Source organism: Chengkuizengella axinellae (assembly GCF_030730905.1).
GTDB classification, from domain to species: Bacteria; Bacillota; Bacilli; order Paenibacillales; family KCTC-33759; genus Chengkuizengella; species Chengkuizengella axinellae.
This window is the reverse complement of record NZ_JAVAMP010000012.1, coordinates 40,997-62,397: the sequence shown is the minus strand read 5'-3', so window position 1 is coordinate 62,397 and position 21,401 is coordinate 40,997. Positions and strand designations below refer to the sequence as shown.

The window sequence follows — 21,401 nt, the reverse complement described above, 5'->3', positions numbered from 1 at the left end:
TAATGGTTTGTTGTCATATTCTGTAATGATTAATTTGAGAAGATATGGAATATGGTGACAAATAGCACTTTTCATAAGTAACTATATACATTACTCATTTTGAAAGCATCTCCTAAATATTAATATTTAGGAGATGTGATTTTATTCAAAATTGAGTATTAGAAACTTGAATTGCACCCCAATTGTTAGGCACAAACTAACAATTGCGATCTTTTTTATGGCTAAATTTACTGTTTAAGATAAGATATATGCAGTTAATCAGTAATTAAGTGGAGTGAAAGTCTTTGCTCTATTGGTAACCTGATCATAAGTCCATTCAAAAATGGGTGAAACAATATGAGAATTTGGAGAGATGTTGAAAATTGCTTAGCGTATTTTTTCCGCGTTTTGTTGGTAGGACCCCCTATTTCGCTTGGAAATAAAGTAAAATGCTCATCAAGTTCTTTTTTGCTCCAATTTCTCTTCAATGGTTTTCCCTCTACTCTCTACATCAATTTATAAATATTATAAATTTCGAAATAGAGGACATCAATAACTCTTCAAAAAAAGATCTTTACTTTTATTGGTATCATCCTGCGGACTAGAACAGCGACCCTGTCACTAGGCCAGTAAAGCTGCGTAGTCTTTTTTTAAAATGTCCTTTACAAAGGGTACACTTTAATTCTGAGAGGTCTTTTATTGTGCGATGGCCAGTCTTATCAAATAAACGTTTTAAATAGGTCATTAGATTTATTCCTTTCTGTAACTTGCAAATTTTATTTAAAAATCGGTTAAATATTTTTGAAATGTACTATAAATAAACAAAGCCTTTGAAATTGAATCAGGAAGTTCATCTGATAGTTTCTTAAAATATACTTTCCCATCTTCAGTAATGATCAAATGAACAATTAATCGATTCTTTCGATCTGGTTTCTTTTCTATGTGACCCCCTTCAACTAACTTAGTAATACGCTGTGAAAGGTATCCAGTATTTACTCCAAAACCATCAAAAATCTTTACAATCTGTTCACTTAAATTCACAAGGTTTTGTGATGATTTTTGTAATTCCGCTAAAATAATAAAATCTAGCATAGGTTGTATTTTTATTATATTTCCCAGTGTATCTTTTTTAGGTTCACGTTCTTTCTTAGGATTCATATAATACCTCCTTTTAAATACTTAAATCTATTTTCCCTTAATCTCTTACCATTACTTACTTCATGTGTCTAGGTAATTAAATGTCACTGATCTCAGTTACCAATATTATACTATATACCATACGACTAATACATAACCAAATATTTTGCTTCCATAATACTTCCTTCCGATAGTCCCACATTTCACTTCATCCCTTTATCCTTCCACATAAGTCTAATTAACAACTATCGATCCAAACTCGAATCTAGTAGCAGACTACAACTCTTCAACTAAATACGCATCTAGAATCTAGATAGGTACCTTGAAGCAGACACCAATAAAGACACTATATCCGAATCTAGTTGCAGATATTGTTTGATCGGGGGGGCGGGGGTCGCGCGCTGCGCGGTTGATATAGGGAATTTGATTGGATGAATATGGTAAATAGAAGATGGGAAGTATCAGTTTGAGAGGATAAAAACAAGATAAAGGGGTTTTTCAAACAGGCAAACGATAAGATAGGAACTTTAGAGGAAAACAGTAGAAGAGAACAGATGATGGAGGAAAGTGGGGAGAAGCGTGTTTAACTATTATGTTAGCAAAGTATTTGCTAGTAGTTTTGATGGTGACTTACGTGTTGAAATTATAGTTGAATTCTATATTTTATGTATATATTCTTAAATGATGAACACATTAAACACTGAGAAACGTACCCCTTAAATTATTTGGAAAACCTTTCTGCAGAGCGTATTAATCTTTAATTGTAGGAATATAAATTATATTGATAAAGCTATTTGTTAAATAATATTCTTGTATAAGAAGGTGAGTAACTATTAAAAAAAGAATAGTCTGTTTTATTTTGATTGTTTCTATAGTTTTACTTTGTGGTAATCCCGTGTTCGCTGAGGAAGAACCAATAATTGTATTTGTTGATGGAGAAATGGTGAGCTTTGATATTGATCCGATTCAGAAGAATGGTATAACTTTAGTGCAATTCAAACCTGTATTTGATAAACTAGGCCTATCAATCGAGTGGGATCAAGAAACTCAATCTATAATAGGTTCAAAACAAAATTTAGAGATAAAGCTAACTTTAAATAGTACAGAAGCTATGATAAATGGCGAAATAGAAATACTCCAAATCGCACCAACTTTAATTGAAAATAATACATTTGTACCTTTAAGATTTGTTGGAGAAGCCAGTTGGAAACTAATCACTTGGGACAGTGCTACAAAAACAGTTCAAATAGGTAAACAATTTGACATTCAATATGTATGGCTTCTTGAAAGGACTCTTTGGAAAAGCAGTAACGGTGAAGAACGTTATTTACCGACGTTAGCAAAAGTTCGTTTAATTAACAAAACTATTGAATCTGATTATCATAATTTAGTAATAGAATATGAAGGCCAAATCTACTCAAGAAAAGCTGAATACAGAAAAAATAGTATTTATGATAAATATCAAAATAAATTTTATCTAACTTCCAGCGATCTTTGGCTATATAACGTAGATGATTTTACTGATAAAGCATTGGAACTAATATCAAAAGCAGAAATTGATTATGGTATGACTGAAGATATGGTCATTTTGTCCTGGGGTTATCCTAATTACAAATATGTTTCGGATAATTACACTCAGTATAAATACATAACAAAAGATTTAATTATGACTAAGACAGAATATTTATGGTTTTATGATGGAGTCCTCACTAAATATGAGTATTCATTACAAAATAACCGGTAACTCTAAAATAAAAATCTTTCTATTATAACTAAATTTAAATTAATATCATAAACCAAGCAAAAAGGCACCTTTATTTTCCTTTTTAGGAGAAAAGGTGCCTTTTTATTTATAATAAGAGGAGATACATTGTACATATTAAGGCAATATCTTTATCTCTTTGAACGATTACTTCTGATATATAAAAATAACCAGTCATAATCCCACTCATAAAGGAACAATCCAGGAACACTTACGGTGATTAATAATCACTTACAAAAAGAAAAAGTCCCTATTAGGATTACCCTTAATAAGGACTTACAAACAACTTGCTTTTATATTATTCCAATAAGCAGAAGAAATATGTTTTGGAATTGTTATGTAATATAAGAATGTATTTGCTAGTCATTTCATTACAAATTTGTTAAGCTAGATTAAATCTGTAATTGTATATATTTATATAATTACAGATTTATATGGTTATGTAGATTGAGTTTTACCAAACATGAAGGTTTATAACTTATCATATATATCATAGTCATTTTTCAACAAAAAACTACTTTAAAAATTAGCATAGGAGTGTGGATAGTTTATGGCTAGAAGGAAAAGTAAAGCAAAACAGCGGGAGGAGTTAATCCAGTCATTACTTGGTTTTGTAGCTGCAAGTGCTTTTTTTGGAACATTCTACTTCACAAAATCATTAATAATTTCATTAATGGTAGCTGCCATTGGAGTAGCAGTTATTATTTCAATTTTGGTAATAAAACATAAGAAAAAGGTTGATCGCTTAAAAAGATCAGGGATTCATGATATGGACAAAATGGATGGTCACCAATTTGAACATTATTTATCTCATTTGTTTAAGTCACAAGGATATTCTGTGCAAGTAACAAGCGCATCTGGAGATTATGGTGCTGACCTTGTATTAAAAAAAGATAATAGGAAAATTGTAGTACAAGCCAAAAGATACTCTAAAAACATAGGGATTGAAGCAATTCAACAAGTACATAGTTCCATGAAATATTACCAAGCAGATGAAGCATGGGTAATTTCAAATCGATTTTATACTAAACCAGCAATGAACCTGGCTAAAGCCAATCAGGTACAGCTATTCACTAGACAAGAATTGATTGATATGATTCTAAAAATAAATCCAGATGCCATTCCAAGGCCTTCTCAAATATTGGAACAGGTACAGTATGAAGAAAAAAAGTGCAATAAATGTGGTCATAATATGATTATTAGAAAGGGACCTAGAGGAGAGTTTTACGGATGCAGTACCTTTCCTAAATGTAGAAATGTAGTTTCTATATAAGTAAATTCTATTGCATTTTTAATGACAATAACAGATTCACTATAAAAAATTACAAATAAAAAAACAAAAGTTGATTATATTTTATAATTATACTTTTGTTTTTTTGATAACTATGCATGTTTAAACTAGAAAACTAAAATGTTCATAAAGTTTTAACAAAATATGAATGAAGCTTATTTTCTTATTTTCCTTTTATTAGTTTTTAGCATCTGGGTTGATAGGAAATTTTTCGACAAAAGAAAAGAACAAAAATATACTCTATTAAATATAACATTTTATCGAAATTACAAAGGAAACATAAAGAACTATTGGAAATATAAGAACTGATATTATATCACTTAAAATAGTAAATAGAGATTCGTTACTTTCTAATAGATATAATAATCGACATAATCATCTATAATTCGACATATGACTCTCCTTACTAAGAACAACAAAAATACAATAAATAGTAAATATATCCTATAAACAAAGCCAAATATAGTAAAAATAACCCATGAAACATCGTAAGAAAGTCCCGAAAAAAGTATTATTTTGTAAAAAAATATCTTGACGACTAGTACATTTTGTAATAGAGTGGAAAACAAAGGAAAGGAAGTGACTCATGTTAGGTCAACGTATAGCTGATCTAAGACAAAAAATTCAGCTGTCTCAAGAAGATTTAGCAGAAAAAGTAGGTTTAACTCAATCTTTAATAAGTCGAATAGAAAGAGACAGTAGAAAGATATCCGCAACCGAATTGCCCAAATTTGCAACAGCTCTTGAAGTGTCCATTGAAGATATTTTGATCGGTGTTGATGATGGAGAGTGATAATTTGAGTGAATTGTTTAACATTGTAGTCGATGCAGAAGCTACTAAGAAGCAATTTAGCTCTCGAAAAAGAGAACTTGAAAAAATCAGAAAATTGGCAAAAGATACAGAAGATGTTGAATTACTTGATGAAACTGAAATGGATTTAAAAGCACATAATAGATTCATAAACAATCTTTCTGCTCAAATAGAATTAGTAAACTTATCACACAGGGTTCAAATAATACCTGAAGAATTTATATCAGCAGCAAAATTAACAGAATTACAGCAACGTGTGATACATAAAAGATCTCGGGAGCAAAAAAAATATAAGCAGATTGAACTAGAAATAGCTATTGAGTTTAATCAAGGTGATCATCGAATGAATGCTAGAGATTGCTTTGCAAAAGCATTTAAGAAAATAATGAAGGTTGCAAAAGGATATCAAGAAGCGATTAGTCTTGGCCTTTTAGAAGAAGATGCACTTATCTATGCTACAATGACAAAAAACACTAGAATTATTTGGCTAAAGTATATTCGCGGAAGAAAAGTGTCAGATATAGCCATAGACTTAGATAAAAGTACCGCTTACATTAGCAAAGTATTAAGACCTTACAAAAAGAGATAAAAAACCAGCTTTGTTCATAAACTTGTTTATCAATTTTATCTTTTTTCCCTCATATAGATTTATTTATTAATAATTAGTGAACGAATCTATATAGTTATAAGTTACTAATAATCTTATCAAAACATATTGTAACGCCCTTTGTTCTTTATATGATCTACCCAATCATATAATTAGCAACTAGTTTACCCAAACTAGAACATAAACATCACACAAGAAATGTTCATATTACTTAAGTCTAGTTTCTACCCAAAACTAGACTTAAGCTTGATGGATTGCGTGAACTACCCATTCATGCAGTTTTTGAACCAGACTATAAACCTAGACAATAGAATATTTAAAAGGAGGACTTTGACATGTGGTATGTGGTACACGTGTGGAAGAACGAGGAAAGAAGTGTAGCTAGACTCGTGACCCCATATGTTCAAGAAGTCATGAAATTAACAAAGATTGATTGGGTTCCTACGGCTAGAGGGCTCAAAAGACAATCAGTTGCGATGATGCCAGGTTATATTCTAATAAAAGAAAGGAATATGAGTATAGAGTTATGTTCTTCTATACGTAAACTGCCATGTGTCGTTTCTATTCTTTCAGATTCTAAACATAATCCTATAGCTATTCCGAATGAGGCTATCCAATCGTTTGTAGAAAAGTTGAAAAATGAAAAAACACCTATTTCAATATCAGACCTTATTATTGAAACAGAGAATCAAAGAGATCCAGAAAGTACAACTTCTACTCGAAATGATCAATATACAATTCTAAAAGAAGTAAACTAGTTAAAAGCTTTACAAAATGAACAAAATTGTATATCATATGAATGTAACAAAAATTGCGACAAATAAATAACTCTATAAGTCTGTCTTTTTTTAACAAAAAATATTAAATCCAAGACTCTCCATTAAATGGGGAGTTTTTTTATGCCCTTTTATACAACTATTTTCAGATTCTAATCCTCTAATCTATAAAGAGGGAGGGATTATTATATGTCACCACTTCAACAATTTTTATCAATTTATATGCCTTTGACTATTGGATTTATTGTGATATTTTGGACTTTAACTAATGATATTTTTTAAGTAATAGGAGGTGTAAGAAATAGTCGAAGAGATCAGTTTTATACAAAAGAATAGTAACTATGACTTAGAGCAACTTTCTTATTCCCTTAGAGAAATAAAAGGTGATATTAAAGAAATGCAGATTCTAATCAAACAACTAGTTGAAAGAAATAATGAACTATACAAATCTTTAAAACACAACTATAGTCCACCCAACCTATAGTGCATTGTCCCGTATTTACCAGAAGGTAAAGAGCTTCGCTTACTGAGCGAAGCTTTTTTATTTCTATTCTTGAAGGGAAGTATTGATCCTATGAAATCTATACCACAGCTATAGATTCATCGTTATTTAGAGTCCACTATAAGACTATTTCCATTAGAAAAAAGGAGTATAGGATAAAAAAATATTTTCTATGGTTTCACCCAAACTATAGATTTCTCCCTTCACATTAAAAGTTTCGCTACCACCCATAGCGAAGCTTTTTTTAATCATGAAAGGAGGTTTTCTAAATAAATCTTTAGTTACCCAACTATAAGATGGATAGTGAAAAAAAGGAAGGAGGTTTACTTGAGGTAATAAAAGGATAATAGATTTGTAATCTACCCAATTATATTTATTATCAATTTCATAATTGCCTAATAAAGACTATTAATTACATTAACTAAATTAAGAGGAAACTGGAATCGTACGGATAAAAGTTGTTATCTATCGTTCTACCCAAACTTTGGATATATCTAAACCTTATTTTACAAACTATAGCCTACCCAGCTATATGAAATTGCTCGACATAATTATTATAAGATAAGCATGAGGAGGAGCTACAAATGACCGGACCTACTCACCTGCTAGTTTCGACTACCTCTGCTATTTATTTAGGATATAGCTCAGTAACAGAGCTATTAGTGGTTGGAATTGCATCACTAATATGTGATATAGACAGGAAAAATAGTCTATTAGGAAGACTGATTCCTGTACTTCCATCATTTATTGAAGGTTTACTAGGAAAGAGAACTTTAACACACTCCATTCCGTTTTTATTATTGCTTGCAATGGTTGTACAAACAATAAACTCAAATTGGATACCTTTATTACTAATTGGTTTTATTTCTCATGTTATTCTCGATCTCTTTACTGGATCTGTTGCGTTGTTATATCCATATTCTAAGAAGTTTTCTATTCGTTTATTAGTACCACCTGTCTTCATTGAGACAGCAGTGTTAATAGGACTAGGAGTGTTCTATGCTTTTAATTGGTTAGATTTATATTCACGGATTCAACTTTAGAAATGAGGTTATATACATGAAAAAATTAATTGTACTTATGATATTATTTAGTGTTTTATTCGGCAGTTCCATCGCATTTGCTAATGGCGATGATGATGACGATAAAGCAAACAGTAATCCTGGAACCATTATTGACACAATAGAAGGTAACAGTTTGCAGAAGCTTGAAACCGAAGTAGATAAGGGCAGTAAAAGTGCAATAGGGACTATACGTAGAGTAGGTCTAACTGTATTTATGATTATGCTAGTGATAGCTGCATATGGTTTCATGACAGGAGGGAGAAATCCTCAATCTTTAGCAGAAAATAAAGGGAAGATTTTATGGATGTTTGCTGGATTAGGTGTAGCATTTGGAGCAGAACTTATTGTTGGTGCTTTCTTTGCTCTTACTGGTCTAGATCCAACTGGCGGTTATGAATAATGTGGGGTGAGTATCATCCAATTCCTTATCAAAGTAAGTTAAAAGAAAAATTTCTTGGACCGCTGAGCTTCGGACAAACGATTTGGTTAGGAATTGGTGCAGTTCTATCTTATCAAATGTCGAAATTCATCCCACCGATTGGCTCAGATATCATATTTTCTCGAATTCATTACTTTATCCCTCTAGCAATAACTTGGTATTTAGCCTATGGAAAACATCCCACAGGATTTACTGTAGGAAAATATCTTATTATGATGATTTTGATACGTTTTCGAAATAGAAAGTTTTTATATCGTAAAGTCAATGTGCAAAAAGGAGGAGATCATTAATTTTATGTTATATCAAATGATTGGACTGGTTGTCACTGTTGTGGCAGCCATTTTTGTATTTGTATTTTTGAAAAAAACAGGTGATAAGCAAGAAATAACAACCCAAGATGTTATAGGGAAAAGTGTTGAGATCAGTGAAGAGGGAATTGCTAAGAGAGGAAATATGTATAGAGCTGTTATTGAAGTTAAGCCCATTAATACGATTACTTCTTCAAATCAAGAAAAAGATTCAATATGGATTAAACATAGAAGTTTTATTAATATGTTGGCGATACCACATACCTTTATTGTTCAATCGCAATATCTGGATATGAAGGATTATACGAGTTGGTACCAGGAAGAATCACGAAAAAATGAATATTTAACACCTGAATTACTTGAATCAGCGAATGAAGTCGCAGAGTATTATCAAAAGTTTGATGAGAAAAAGAAAAGCAGAGATTTTACAGGATACATTGTCATCCATTTCAATCCAATATCAGATAGCATAGATTCAGGTGTTGAAACTGGAAATGCTTTTTTTGATGGAATATTTGAAAAGTTAAAAGTAAATACGAAAAAAATCAGTGAAGAAGAGAAAGAAGATTTATCACACCAAGTTATTGAAGAAGCTGTAACTCATGTCATGGGTGCATGTCAAAACCTTGGAATGCAGTACAGAAAACTTGATAAGGCAGGAATATACAATATGATCTATACAACATTACAAAGAGAGCTATCTTATCAAGTGCGTTTAAATGACGCAATACAAGCACAAAGCTTTACTGCACAAGTAGATTCAATTACATCTCGACTTCTTGCTTATGAATATAATGAGAAAGGAGCTTAATGGATGGGATTTGTAAGAAGTAAAAATAAGAATAAAAATAAACTAACATCATTAAAATCCTTTAAAAAACAACCCTCTTTTAATGATGCAAAGCCTGAAGGGATTGACTTTGCAGCACCATCGATAATTAAAGAAACGTTACCTAAAGAAATAAACGATGAAGGTATTAAGCTGTCAGATTATGCAGTTGAAATTGGAGGAACTGCTGTACCTGTTCGCTATTTCCGCTCATTTTTTGCGGAAATTATGTCTGGAAATACGTGGGCAGGCATGTTAGATTCCCTTGTATTAGGAGAGTTTGGTGAAGGTGATGTTGATATTGCTGTTCATGTTAGACCTGCCTCAAACAATAAAGAATTAGATGAAATTGGTAGAAGGATTGCAGGACTTTTATCAGATAGAGCTGAAGAAAAAAATGTTTCAAAACTGGATGCTATGGAGGATGAAATTAGAGACTTAAAACTAAGACAACAAAGAATTCGAATGAATATCGAGAGATCTTATAGAGTTTCCATTCAAGCTGTAGCTAGTGGTAACGATTGGAGTAGTTTAAAAAAATATTGTAATGCTTTAGTAAACCTTTTTGGAGGAAAATCAATTGTTTTAAGATCTGCTGATGGTTATCAACTTGATGCGCTAAAGTCTATTTTACCAACTACCAAAGAAGACTTAGTTCACAAAGAACATTTCTTCAGTCTTGAAACATCAAATGTAGCTGATTTATTTCTGTTTGGATTAGGTGGAATTTCACATCGTACTGGCATAATTATAGGGAAAGATTTAATAGGCAGACCTACCTGGTTAGATGGATGGCATCCTTCACTTATGAATCAACATATGGTAATTATGGGCAGATCAGGAGCAGGTAAAACATACTCAATTTTCACCATAATTCATAGATCAGTACACATTGGAATACATCATTGTATCATAGATTGGAAAGGTGAGTACGGAGACTTCTTAATATTAATGGGATGTCCATATATTGAATTTAGCGAAACTTCTAAAGATAGAATTAACCCCTACGATGTTGATATAACAGAAGAAAAAAATGGAGATCGATATGTAGATATTGAAGAAGCTGTTAATAACGTACAAGCAATTGTTTTTAAAATGATAACTACTTATGAACGTTCAGATCTAACAGGGGAAGTTAAAGTTTTTATTAATCACGCTATAAGAGAACAGTACAAAGAATTAGAAATAACAAGAGATCCTACTAGTATTTATAGCTCCGGAGGATTTAACAATAAAGACAGGTTTTCTACCAGAAAATTAAAAAAGATGCCTGAATTAAGTGGTTTGTATAAAAAAATGAAAGAAAGCAATATTGAGGATGTTGTTAAAGTAAGTAAAATCTTAAAAATGTTTACGAAACAAGGTGGTGCACCTTCGTATTCTATTTTTGATGGACAATCTACAGTGAAATTAAAAAGATCTCCTTTATTTGGGTTTGCAATAAATAAATTAGATCCTGAAATTATGCGTCCATTAGGACTTGCAGTTATAACAAGATGGACAACTGAAAAATGGGCAAAAAAGTATCCTGAACTTAAAAAACGTCTTGTAATAGAAGAGTGTCAGAACATCTTTAATGATGAAGATATTGGTGAGGTATGGGCTGAGAGTGCATATCGTGAACATAGATCCACGAATACTTCAATTTGTGCCATATCCCAAGGTTTAGAAGTATATACACGTTCCAAAGCAGGTGTTGCAGCAGTAAAAAATTCGCCTATTAAACTAATAGGAATCCAAGAACCTATCGATATCGAATCCGTACGTGGGAAATTAGATTTAAGTGAGGGAGAAGCTAATTATCTTATTAATGAAGCTGGTAAAGGAGATTTAATTGTTAAATTGGACCATGAATCGACTGCTGTTCATGTTGATACTACAGACTATGAACATTTACTCTTTACTTCAGATCCAAATGACCCTAAGTACTGGGAGAGAAAAGAATTAGTAAAGAATAAATTAAAACAGCAGGAATTACAAGGAATGAGGTGATTGAGAATGAGAAAGAAAATATCACTCATAATCCTACTCTTCTTTCTACTTAATGTATTTTCTAGTGTAATTCTCGCAGCACCTATTGAAGTAGAAGATGAATCTAACGTAGTCATTAAACATGATTTAAAAGATAATTTAAATAACATTACAATGGTAAAAGAAATAATAGATACTCTTGACTTATTAAATGATAAAAAACCCAAATGTTTTGGACATGGATCAAAACCGCGTGGAAACAAGGACATATTTGAGGAAGCAAAAGGTGTACTTAAACAATATGGAATCTTGTTAATGTATCCGGATAAAACATGCGAATATGATCCAAGTTTGCATACCTCATTTCCATATGAATTAAACTATGAAAGTTTTATGTTTATTAATAACGGCCTTGATATATTAGATGACGTGTATAATAAGTTAGATAACAAGGGAGGAACGAAGCATAAACCAAATCTATATAGAAGTGTTGATTCACTGGTAGAAGAATTACTTACCTACGGGATTATATTTACTTTAGTTGATTATGACGATTATCAAAGAGATAAAAAAGAGGAATACGTAGTATATGATTTTAAAGCCGTTTTATTTGAAATAAATCAAAATGGTGAGGAAAAAATAGATGAAGGTATCCTAAATAATATCATGAAAGGATATTATGACGATGAGAACAATAAGCCAGGATATGGGGAACGCTTTACAGCTGGAATTATAATAAGTTTTTCAAATTGGGCTTTAAAAGCACTCGGTATGAGAGATGTAACTTTGCTTGTTTTCAATAAAAACCCTAGGAAAGATGAAACTGATCCCTTTTTAAAAGGGGACTGGGAAGAAGGCTCATATATTATGGGGATTTTCCCTGAAGGTTTGTACTCAGGAATTACTTATTTTTATGAACTATTTCAAAGGTTTTTACCTATTCCTATCGTTTTAATACTTACCATTATTGGATTTACTTTTGCTTTATCTGGGAAAAACTCAGAAAAAAAGAGTCAGGCAAAAGACTACACATACGGTTTTATTATTGCATTACTCTCCTTAAGGTTTGGGGGGTATCTTTGGTATTTTATTTTTACAATTAACAATTATATCATAGATATAATCTGGTACGGTTTAGAAGAATATGGAGTGAAAATGAATTTATTTTTAGATATGATCTGGGGGACCGGTTCTGCTGGATATGATTCTTTTGCAAATACAGTTAATAGTCTTGGTATTGCATTTATCGTATTCATGGCTGCTATTATGACAGCTGTACTAAATTATCAATATTCGCTTCGAATCATCATATTGTCTGTTCTCATCTTTGTGTTTCCTGCTGTATGTGTCATATCTATACATCCAAAGTTTCGTCATTCCATGCAAATATGGTATCAAGAATTTATTGCTAGTGTATTTCTTCCAGTTGCTCATGCTGTTGCATTAGCCCTATTCTTTATTACCTTAAAAGCATTTAATTATGGAGGGGTAAGTTTTTGGATCGTTATAGCTTACTTCTTTGGTCTACCTATTATAGTAAATTTATTTAGGAAGCTCATGAACTTAGAAAGTGGCAGTGGAGTATCGGGAAGTATGGGATCTATGATGGGGTTGATGGCTGTAGGAAATATGGCTAGAATTTTTAAATCAAACTCCAAAGGCGGGTTAGAAAAAGGTAATGGTAGTAACAATAATTCAGCTATCGAAAACCCACTTTCCCAAACGAATAACACATCTATGCAAGGAAAAAATCCCTTAACCCAAGGAATAGGAAGACAAGGTACACTAGGGTCTGTTTTTAACTCAAGCAGGAGAGCTCTTGGATCCAGTTGGGTTAAAGCTCCTGTTGCCATGACAAGTGCTGCTCTTGGTGCAACCGTATCTACTATGGCTACAGGTAATCCTTCAATGGGAATGATGGTCGGTATAGGTGCTGCCAAAACTGCAAATAATGCACTTGGTAAAGTTGGTGATACAATCCAAAGTGGAATAGATTCGGTTGATCAGTATAGAAATAGAGATGTATCCGTTACACCTGGTTTAAAGCAACATATGGAATCAAGTTATATGAGCGGTCAAGGCGGGAAAATAAATAACGCTGCGGTTAAAATGGGTTGGGGTGCCCAAAAATTATTGAATAAAGGTACTGGAAGACAAAAATTCGATTATATGAAAAAAAATCAAAAGCAGTTTCAAAATTCCTCTCAGCAAATGCAAAAAATACTCCCAGAATTAAATATTGCAAAAGATAAACTAACTGCTATGGAATCAAAGTATGGTCCTGGATCAAAATATTATAATTTTAATAAAGACCATCACACAGGGAAATTTTTAAAACCAGAACCTCTTGTTAAAGCTGAAGAAAATTACCATGACCTCCATGCTAAATATACTAATCACAAAGTAAATGCATCACAAGCACAGATTAACATGACAAATTATCAAAACATGTGTAAAGAAGTAAAACCCTTTCAAAATTTAGAATTCAGCTCTAAGAGTAGGGGGGGATCTTAATAAATCCTTATGAAGATAATACTACGGGTTCAATAGCTAAAAATATAGCCAATACAACAGGCCAATTCGCAACTAACTTAGCTGTTAAATTAGGTAAATTTATGGCTAAAAAATTATTGAAAATCATATTATCTATCTTAGCTAAGACAGCTGTGATTTGGCTTCCTATCTTAGTGATTATCATCATTTGCTATATAGCATTTTTAGTAATATTTGCTATACCAAGACAAGCTGCTGAAGACATAACTATCGATGCAAAAGATAGAGTCGCAGCTTTTTTTGGCTTCTCTAAAGATGAAGAGTTTTATGAAGATAATAAAGAACTGTTTGAAGATTATAAGGAAATTGCTTCAGAATGGAGTGATGGACTAAGTGATGATCAGATCCAACAAGCTAAGGTCCATGAGTTTTCATGGGCTATTTTAGCTTCTGTAGATCGTCTTATACACGATCCCCTTATGAATGATGCAATGGATGAAATAGATATTGATCCAGAAAATGTTTTTGATGATCTAAAACCTAATTTTGAATTCAAGGATTCTGTTATATATGTTGAAGAAGAAATATGGAAACAAGAAGAAAGGACAATTGAAGTTGAAGTCACCACTACAGATGAAAATGGAAATGAAGTTATGGAAATACAAGAAAAAATAATTAAAGAGTGGGTATTAGAAATAGATAAGAAGACAGAAGATGTAGAGTTAATCACCAAAGCTGAAACCATTGAAGGTACATTTATTTATGAATATAAGCAAACAGAAGAAGTCATGCACATTCCTAGTCCGAATCCAAATGTTGAAACTCAAAAGAAAATTATAAAGAAAGAAATTCTTACCAAAGTCCAATATCCAGCTGAATACTACGAACCTTTTATATTGTATTTGAATGAACAAGGCATCACACATCCATCAGATATTGAATTAGTGTTAGAACTAGCAACCGCATATGATACTAACTATGATTTGAATTTAACTTATCTTAGAAATTTTGATTATAGTAGTTACCCTAGATTTGTTGGTGAAAATGAATGGTTATGGGTTACACCTTCAACAAGAGTTACCTCTCCTTACGGTCCAAGAGATGATGAATTTCATCTTGCTCTCGATATAGGTGCTGTTAATCAAGGTATAGCTGGAGATCCAATCTGGGCAATGGAAGATGGAACTGTAACTCGAGCTGAAGAATCATCTGGTAGTTATGGAACGATTATATATATTAAACATTATAACGATCAAATTGAAACTAGATATGCACATTTAGATACTTTAGCCGTCAGTAAAGGGGATAAAGTCAAAAAAGGAGATTTAATTGGTACGATGGGCAACACTGGTAGATCTACTGCTGCTCATTTACATTTTGAAATACGTCAAGATGGAAAAGCATTAAATCCAGCATATTTCTTTCCATTCTAGTTTTAAGAAATATGAATATAAAAAGAAAGGGGGAGTATGAAATTATTGATTTAATTTCACAAAAAATAATTGATGTAGAAACAGAAAAACCGATGATCAATGAACTATTATGTCGACCAAAGAATATGAGTGTTGCTGAATATTTCAGTGTAAATGACACAATTGAGCTTTGGCACCGTGAAGAGATTATTTTTCAAAAAGCTACTAAATTTGAAAGTGAAGTTCCAATCAATGTGAACATTACCATATCATCATTGCCATTTTTTATGAATATGAATTATTCATGGAATGGAGGGATAGAACTTGTTGAGTGGTCACAAGATTCAGAGTATGTACAAGATATTAGAGAATATATTCATCAGCTAAAGAAACGAGATTTTAAAGTTTGGTTAGATGATCTTACTGAAGATACATGGGAAGCATGGAGAAATATAGATGTTACAGGATTCAAAGTTAGATATAAAGATATTCAAAACAATTTAGCATTTTTAAATGAATTAAAAAAATGTAACAAACCAATTATTGTGGAGCAAATTGAGAAATTAAGTGAAAAAGAAAATGTTCAACGTCTTGGTCTACAACTAGTCCAGGGCTTCCTTTTTGATCGATTTTAAAATCCAAAAATTTAAGGAGTTTATTATTTTATACACCCTAATTCCTCTAAAGGGAAAGGGCATTTTTTACATTGTTTTCTCAGTCTGTTTTTTGTCAGTTTTAATAAATATAATATTATCAATAGTAAACGAAACCAGAGCAATAACGAAAAAAATAGACATCATTAGTGCTTTGTTGCTCCAGGATGTTACTTCCATTAACGTAAAAACAAAGTACCAGAAAAGAACAAAAACACTAGCCATTACATAGAGGACTTTGTCTGTACTTGTTTTTTTTCCATACTTTTCTTTTGTTTTGAAATATGTTCTTGCCGCTAGTAAGAGAAATAGAAAACCTATATAAATTTGTATACTATTCACTCCTTATTTATAAAGGTGGTTGAATCTATTTTATATAAAAACCCCTTTGTTTTAAAGGGGTTTTTACGAAATTATTTAATAATTTTTTAAAAAAACCATCTATTACCACAAAAAACAAGAGATGGAGGTTAGAGTTCATAATGTCTGAACAAGTAAAAAACATTAATGATAGATTTACTGTAATAGATAACAAGGATATCGAAACTTTGTCACGCACTCATCCAACAATACAGGAGGAATTTAATCGATTAATTAAAACAATCCATACTGTAAACCTAATCAATAAAAAGAATAATAGTTATTTAGTGATTAATAAGAATGAAAGATGTGCAGATGAAGTAGTTTCAATTATGAAAAAGTATGGTCTTTAGGTACTACTATAACAAATAAAAATAAACAAAAGACCTAAATAATAACGTATATGGGACGTTCTATTATAGTTATAATTACTATACGATTAGGATTGTTTATTATTAAAGGAGGAGAAATTATTTGAAAAGAAAATTATTATCAATCGCATTTACTCTACTGATTATTCTTACATTGGTTCTAAGTGGATGTGGCCAAAAACCAGGACCAAAGCAAATGTTAAATACAGCCTATGATAAATCCTTTGAGTTGGAATCCTATTCTTTTGACGGAAACATAGATTTCAGTATGAACGTACCGGCAGAAGCGATTGCAGCTGAACCAGAGATGGCCATGATAGCAGGTATGCTCCAAGATATTAATATGAATATTTCTGGAGTATATCAACTAAACCCAGTGAAAATAGAAATGATCTTAGATTTAGAAATACCTGGGGATATGAGTTTTAATGTGAATTTACCAATGATTATTGAAGAAGAAAGAACTTTAGTCAAAGTACCTAATATTCCTTTTATACCTTTACCTGAAGAAGTAAAAGGAAAATTTATGGAATTTAATTATGATGAGTTATCAGAAACTGAAGAAGAATTTGATTTCGAAATTTTACAGAAACAAAATGAATTAATAAAGGAAATGTCTAGAATTATTTTTAATCATTATAATGAGGAAGAATATTTCACGTTACTGGAAGAATCTCAGTTTCCAGATGGAGCAGATGTAACTGAAGTTGTTGAAATTAAAATTACTGATGAAAATTTTGAGAAGGTAGTTTTAACTTTTGTTGACCAAGTTTTTCCTGAATTAGTAGATTTACTATCTAGTCCCAATTGGTCTGAATACAAATATATGGAACCAGGAGAACCAGAAAAGCTTAAAGAGGATATGATAAATAGTAGAAGTGACATCATCTCATTTTTACAAGATGAAAACAACTCTTTAAGAGTAAATGATTTCACAATTCTAAACGGAATTAACAAGGACAACTATATTTCTTATCAATCTATGAAACTTGATATCGATGCTATTGTAGAAGGGATTGTTGGGAATTTTATAATTAATCTTTCTTTATCAACGAATGATATTAATCAAGATCCGAATTTCACAGTCGATGTTCCCACTGAAAATATAATCAATGTAATAGAATATGAGGAAATTATGAATTCAACATATGGAGGTTTTGGTTCATAATGAACGTATCCCCTTAACTTTAATCATTTGAAGTGGGGGATTTTTTTGTTCTGTTATAATCGGGATAGTTGTTTATGTTATGTATCTAAATGCAACTAAAGTATATAGACCTGCTCCAGGTACGGTGTTGATGGAGTCTACAGGTAAAGTTTGATCAAACTTTATTTTAAAAATACATCTAGTAAATAAAAATAGAGATTTACAGAAAATAATATGTATGATAGTATATTTGTAATATTACATTTAGAAATGCGTAACCAAAAAGGTGACATTTTCTAAATGTTATCGTCATGTTTTCTTTTATATATATAAATCTAAACTCAAAGCCCCTTTTAAAAGGGGCTTTTTTTATGCTCTTTTTTATAAATTTTATAAAGAGGTAATAGTAGTAATCTTATAATATGAACAACATTATAAGATCAAGGAGGGTCATTATGATAAAGAGATTAACTATTTTTATTTTTATATTTCTATTCACTACTCCTATGTCTACCATATTTGCAGAAGGAGAAATAAATACGGAAAACAAAGAGTTAGAAACTCAGGACTATAAAGCAATTAATAGTCCAGCATCTAATAGTAGTATCGTAGACAACATTGAACCCGTCAGTATTGAAAGAATTTCAACTGCAATTGAGAACAAAGGTCAGGAATTATATAACTTATTACAGTCCTTTAGCACGCCTCTTTTTGTTGTAGGTTTAGGTTCTGCTCTGTTCATTCTATTTTTAGGGATATTCTTTAAAAAATTAAGAACCGCGGGAATCGTTGCTATAGTCATCACATTTATTTGTTATCTCACCATTCTTTATGCACCAGAGATAAAAAATTTATTTATCAATGAAATTGAAAACTTTAAGGATTCGATCTAATACAGATAGGAGGACCGAAATTGAAGATACACTTAGTCTATGACAGCGAATATGAAGGGTTAAAAGATGCTCTGGAGGAAGATGGATACGAAGTTATTGAACGAGATTATTCGCTGGAACAATTTAAAGATTACTCCATGGGGGGTAGAACTAAATCAGATGTCGCACTCATTAACGGTTATAATGGCTCATTAGATAAACATGGAATTTATGAAACTCTAAAACAAATTCGAGTTAATCTACCTAAACTACGTTTAATTGTTCAATTTCCAGAAAGCTTTAACGAGGATCGAAAATGGGTCCTAGATATTATTGGACTAGGAATATATGATATTCACTTTATAGATGAATTTGATCTTCACGATGTGGAAAACTGGTTACATAACGAAATGACCATTGCAAGTCACAGTGGCAGTGCAACTGAAGAAAACACAATGAATCAAAGTCCAATTCAAAAACCTATTAAAAAGCAAGAAGAGGAACAGATCAACAATAAGAACAGAAATGAAATATCAGATTTAGAAATACAACAACCTAGTATCACACAGTCTCATTCCGTACAGCAAGAACAAGCTTCTACTGATATTGATGAGACTCCAGCAATAAAAAAAGTGACTAGATGGAAAAACTTTTTAAATATATTCAAAATCAAAAAGATGAGATTGAAGAGTAGAACAAAAGTCCCTAGAAAAACAAAAAAGAACAAAAAAGTTGTAAACAGTAAATCAGGGAATGATCAAGAGGTACAAAAATCATTAGATGAAATTTTCGAATTAACTCCCGTGCCAAACCCTAAAGTTCAAATAGTAAATACTAGTGTAGCAGAGGAATTTACAGAAAACTCAAATGTGAATAAAAAGAATAAGAAGCCACAAAGCAAAGCTAAAATAGTCGGATTTTTCTCCGGTACAAAGGGGTCAGTTGGTAAAACAACATTATCAAGCAATACAGCTGCTTATCTACAATTTCAAGGATTTAAAGTAGCGCTCATAGATGCGGATGAACATTCTAGAGGGGCTACAATGATGAGTTTTCAAGATGATGTTTCATTACCTAAAAAGTCTGCTATTTTAGGCGGAGTTACTATTTACTCTTTATCATCTATACAAATTGAAGATATACAATCTAAATTTGATTTTATCATTATCGATTTTGGTAACCTGATATCTTTTTCTACGATGAACGTATTACGTCAATGTAATACGTTATTTTTAATTGCAATTCCTGAATCCCTTTCAGTTTCAATAATAAGAAGATTTTTAGATAAGGAAGGAAAAGAGTTATTAGATCGAATACATTTGCTCATTAATAGATATGAAGCCGGTAGAGGAATTGAACCATGGGATGTTGCAAAGAGAATGGGACTTGAGTGTTCTTTTATTATTCCAGATGATATTCAAAATATTGAATTAGCATCCAGTAAGAAAACAGCTGCTATTTTTGTAAAAAAGAATTTGATCAAAGAACCAATTGATAAAGGATTAAAGAAATTAAATATTATTTAATAGTGGAGGTATTTGTGAATGAAACTATACATACAAGCAGATGAAATGGTAAAAAGGATGTTTGATTCAAGATACGAAATGACTGACAGCATACATGATACCGATGTAAAAATTATTGTAGTTGTTCGATCTAATGAGCAAGATCCTCAAACGATAAACTATCTGATTCGAGAAACAGAAGGCATGGTTCCATTTGTTGTTTTGACGGGGGAAGAAGATGACATAGGCGTAAGATATTTAGAGGTTTCTAAATTAGCTGGTGTACCTGAAGATTTTATTTTAACAGGAACCGAATGGAGAATGTCCAAAATTAAAGAAGTGATAGAAAAACTTCTAAAAGATCCTGCTTTACCAGACCCAAAAGTATTTATGGACTACGTACAACCTATAAATCAAACATCAACAAACGAAGCATATCGAGAAATTGCTATTACAACAGAACAGGTCGAACCTATACAAACCGAATTAAATGTGGTGACAGAAAATCAAATTATATCCGTGTTAGGGTTCAATGGAGGGGTTGGGTTATCTACTGTATCAGCATCTCTTTCTGCTTTTTATCACGCCCGAGGTTTAAACAGTCGATTAATCGATTTATCCAAACATGGTGAATCATCTATTCATTTCGACACAGAAAAGAGTGAAGGAATTCACTCTTCAGAATATGGAGATATTGCTATAACGAAACAAAATGCAGAGGTCATAAATGAAGCTCTAAATACACCTGCTAACGTCATTGTTGTAGACCTGCCAAATCAGAATCAACACTTCAAGCAAATGATTGAATTATCATCCAAAGTTATAGTGGTGTTAAATCCATCTGAATCAGATTACAACAAATTAAAAGAACATGTTGATTTGTTAGATATGTCAAAAGTGGTCATCGTAATGAATAAGGCAGATGCAACGAAACCTTTAAGACATTCTTTTATCACCCTAGTAGAACAAGATTTTAATAACCCTATCATCGTGATTGAAGATTCAGATGAAGTAGCTTCCTCCTACGCTGAGAGAAAACCTGCTCATCTAAGATATCCTTTTGATGTCAGTATCGCAGAATTAGCATCTCAACTTGAAATCGATTAAAAGAA

Annotated in this window: 19 protein-coding genes; 18 read left to right on the top strand and 1 reads right to left on the bottom strand. The window is 31.7% G+C overall.

Annotated features, from left to right (window positions below):
• Nucleotides 1–759 precede the first annotated feature (759 nt).
• A complete protein-coding gene (locus Q5Y73_RS18770; protein WP_305993457.1) occupies nt 760–1,137 on the bottom strand; it encodes a winged helix DNA-binding protein in 378 nt (125 codons plus the stop codon).
• Between the two features lie 874 nt (nt 1,138–2,011).
• Between Q5Y73_RS18770 and Q5Y73_RS18765 the strand changes: the two genes are divergently transcribed.
• From Q5Y73_RS18765 to Q5Y73_RS18680, 18 genes are all read left to right on the top strand, one after another.
• Nucleotides 2,012–2,860, top strand: a complete 849-nt coding sequence (locus Q5Y73_RS18765; RefSeq protein WP_305993456.1) for a stalk domain-containing protein — start codon at nt 2,012–2,014, stop codon at nt 2,858–2,860.
• Between the two features lie 568 nt (nt 2,861–3,428).
• Nucleotides 3,429–4,151 carry a restriction endonuclease gene (locus Q5Y73_RS18760; RefSeq protein ID WP_305993455.1) on the top strand — a complete coding sequence of 241 codons (723 nt, stop codon included), beginning with the start codon at nt 3,429–3,431 and terminating at the stop codon, nt 4,149–4,151.
• A gap of 604 nt (nt 4,152–4,755) precedes the next feature.
• On the top strand, nt 4,756–4,962 hold the full coding sequence (locus tag Q5Y73_RS18755) for a helix-turn-helix domain-containing protein (RefSeq protein ID WP_305993454.1): 207 nt from the start codon (nt 4,756–4,758) through the stop codon (nt 4,960–4,962).
• A 4-nt stretch (nt 4,963–4,966) separates the two neighbouring features.
• On the top strand, nt 4,967–5,569 hold the full coding sequence (locus Q5Y73_RS18750; protein WP_305993453.1) for a hypothetical protein: 603 nt from the start codon (nt 4,967–4,969) through the stop codon (nt 5,567–5,569).
• A gap of 353 nt (nt 5,570–5,922) precedes the next feature.
• On the top strand, nt 5,923–6,345 hold the full coding sequence (locus Q5Y73_RS18745) for a transcription termination/antitermination NusG family protein (protein ID WP_305993452.1): 423 nt from the start codon (nt 5,923–5,925) through the stop codon (nt 6,343–6,345).
• Between the two features lie 1,104 nt (nt 6,346–7,449).
• The gene (locus Q5Y73_RS18740; protein WP_305993451.1) at nt 7,450–7,908 is read left to right on the top strand and encodes a metal-dependent hydrolase; all 459 of its coding nucleotides are present in this window, start codon (nt 7,450–7,452) and stop codon (nt 7,906–7,908) included.
• Nucleotides 7,909–7,924: 16 nt separating this feature from the next.
• Nucleotides 7,925–8,329, top strand: coding sequence for a hypothetical protein (locus tag Q5Y73_RS18735; RefSeq protein WP_305993450.1), 405 nt, complete (start codon nt 7,925–7,927; stop codon nt 8,327–8,329).
• Nucleotides 8,329–8,658: a hypothetical protein gene (locus Q5Y73_RS18730; protein ID WP_305993449.1), complete on the top strand. Its 330-nt coding sequence runs from the start codon at nt 8,329–8,331 to the stop codon at nt 8,656–8,658. The genes Q5Y73_RS18735 and Q5Y73_RS18730 overlap by 1 nt, the downstream gene beginning before the upstream one ends.
• Before the next feature lie 4 nt (nt 8,659–8,662).
• Nucleotides 8,663–9,487 (top strand): hypothetical protein, encoded by an 825-nt coding sequence (locus tag Q5Y73_RS18725; RefSeq protein WP_305993448.1) that lies wholly within the window; start codon nt 8,663–8,665, stop codon nt 9,485–9,487.
• Nucleotides 9,488–9,490: 3 nt separating this feature from the next.
• Nucleotides 9,491–11,497, top strand: coding sequence for a VirB4 family type IV secretion system protein (locus Q5Y73_RS18720; RefSeq protein WP_305993447.1), 2,007 nt, complete (start codon nt 9,491–9,493; stop codon nt 11,495–11,497).
• A gap of 6 nt (nt 11,498–11,503) precedes the next feature.
• Nucleotides 11,504–13,990 (top strand): hypothetical protein, encoded by a 2,487-nt coding sequence (locus Q5Y73_RS18715; protein WP_305993446.1) that lies wholly within the window; start codon nt 11,504–11,506, stop codon nt 13,988–13,990.
• 101 nt (nt 13,991–14,091) lie between these two features.
• The gene (locus Q5Y73_RS18710; protein WP_305993445.1) at nt 14,092–15,402 is read left to right on the top strand and encodes a M23 family metallopeptidase; all 1,311 of its coding nucleotides are present in this window, start codon (nt 14,092–14,094) and stop codon (nt 15,400–15,402) included.
• Nucleotides 15,403–15,413: 11 nt separating this feature from the next.
• Nucleotides 15,414–16,016: an EAL domain-containing protein gene (locus Q5Y73_RS18705; RefSeq protein ID WP_305993444.1), complete on the top strand. Its 603-nt coding sequence runs from the start codon at nt 15,414–15,416 to the stop codon at nt 16,014–16,016.
• Between the two features lie 500 nt (nt 16,017–16,516).
• Entirely contained in the window at nt 16,517–16,747 is a 231-nt protein-coding gene (locus Q5Y73_RS18700) for a hypothetical protein (RefSeq protein WP_305993443.1), read from the top strand.
• Between the two features lie 121 nt (nt 16,748–16,868).
• On the top strand, nt 16,869–17,933 hold the full coding sequence (locus tag Q5Y73_RS18695; protein WP_305993442.1) for a hypothetical protein: 1,065 nt from the start codon (nt 16,869–16,871) through the stop codon (nt 17,931–17,933).
• Nucleotides 17,934–18,367: 434 nt separating this feature from the next.
• Nucleotides 18,368–18,805 (top strand): hypothetical protein, encoded by a 438-nt coding sequence (locus tag Q5Y73_RS18690; RefSeq protein ID WP_305993441.1) that lies wholly within the window; start codon nt 18,368–18,370, stop codon nt 18,803–18,805.
• Between the two features lie 20 nt (nt 18,806–18,825).
• The gene (locus tag Q5Y73_RS18685; RefSeq protein WP_305993440.1) at nt 18,826–20,310 is read left to right on the top strand and encodes a CpaE/TadZ family protein; all 1,485 of its coding nucleotides are present in this window, start codon (nt 18,826–18,828) and stop codon (nt 20,308–20,310) included.
• Between the two features lie 18 nt (nt 20,311–20,328).
• Complete coding sequence (locus Q5Y73_RS18680) at nt 20,329–21,396, top strand: CpaE/TadZ family protein (protein ID WP_305993439.1); 1,068 nt, start codon at nt 20,329–20,331, stop codon at nt 21,394–21,396.
• Nucleotides 21,397–21,401: the final 5 nt, after the last annotated feature.

Coding starts and splice junctions, on each gene's coding strand:
- Q5Y73_RS18745 (WP_305993452.1), top strand. CDS start 5,923: ATGTGGTATGTGGTACACGTGTGGAAGAACGAGGAAAGAAGTGTAGCT.
- Q5Y73_RS18730 (WP_305993449.1), top strand. CDS start 8,329: ATGTGGGGTGAGTATCATCCAATTCCTTATCAAAGTAAGTTAAAAGAA.
- Q5Y73_RS18680 (WP_305993439.1), top strand. CDS start 20,329: ATGAAACTATACATACAAGCAGATGAAATGGTAAAAAGGATGTTTGAT.
- Q5Y73_RS18715 (WP_305993446.1), top strand. CDS start 11,504: ATGAGAAAGAAAATATCACTCATAATCCTACTCTTCTTTCTACTTAAT.
- Q5Y73_RS18755 (WP_305993454.1), top strand. CDS start 4,756: ATGTTAGGTCAACGTATAGCTGATCTAAGACAAAAAATTCAGCTGTCT.
- Q5Y73_RS18690 (WP_305993441.1), top strand. CDS start 18,368: ATGATAAAGAGATTAACTATTTTTATTTTTATATTTCTATTCACTACT.
- Q5Y73_RS18705 (WP_305993444.1), top strand. CDS start 15,414: ATGAATATAAAAAGAAAGGGGGAGTATGAAATTATTGATTTAATTTCA.
- Q5Y73_RS18710 (WP_305993445.1), top strand. CDS start 14,092: ATGGCTAAAAAATTATTGAAAATCATATTATCTATCTTAGCTAAGACA.
- Q5Y73_RS18700 (WP_305993443.1), top strand. CDS start 16,517: ATGTCTGAACAAGTAAAAAACATTAATGATAGATTTACTGTAATAGAT.
- Q5Y73_RS18770 (WP_305993457.1), bottom strand. CDS start 1,137: ATGAATCCTAAGAAAGAACGTGAACCTAAAAAAGATACACTGGGAAAT.
- Q5Y73_RS18740 (WP_305993451.1), top strand. CDS start 7,450: ATGACCGGACCTACTCACCTGCTAGTTTCGACTACCTCTGCTATTTAT.
- Q5Y73_RS18725 (WP_305993448.1), top strand. CDS start 8,663: ATGTTATATCAAATGATTGGACTGGTTGTCACTGTTGTGGCAGCCATT.
- Q5Y73_RS18760 (WP_305993455.1), top strand. CDS start 3,429: ATGGCTAGAAGGAAAAGTAAAGCAAAACAGCGGGAGGAGTTAATCCAG.
- Q5Y73_RS18720 (WP_305993447.1), top strand. CDS start 9,491: ATGGGATTTGTAAGAAGTAAAAATAAGAATAAAAATAAACTAACATCA.
- Q5Y73_RS18735 (WP_305993450.1), top strand. CDS start 7,925: ATGAAAAAATTAATTGTACTTATGATATTATTTAGTGTTTTATTCGGC.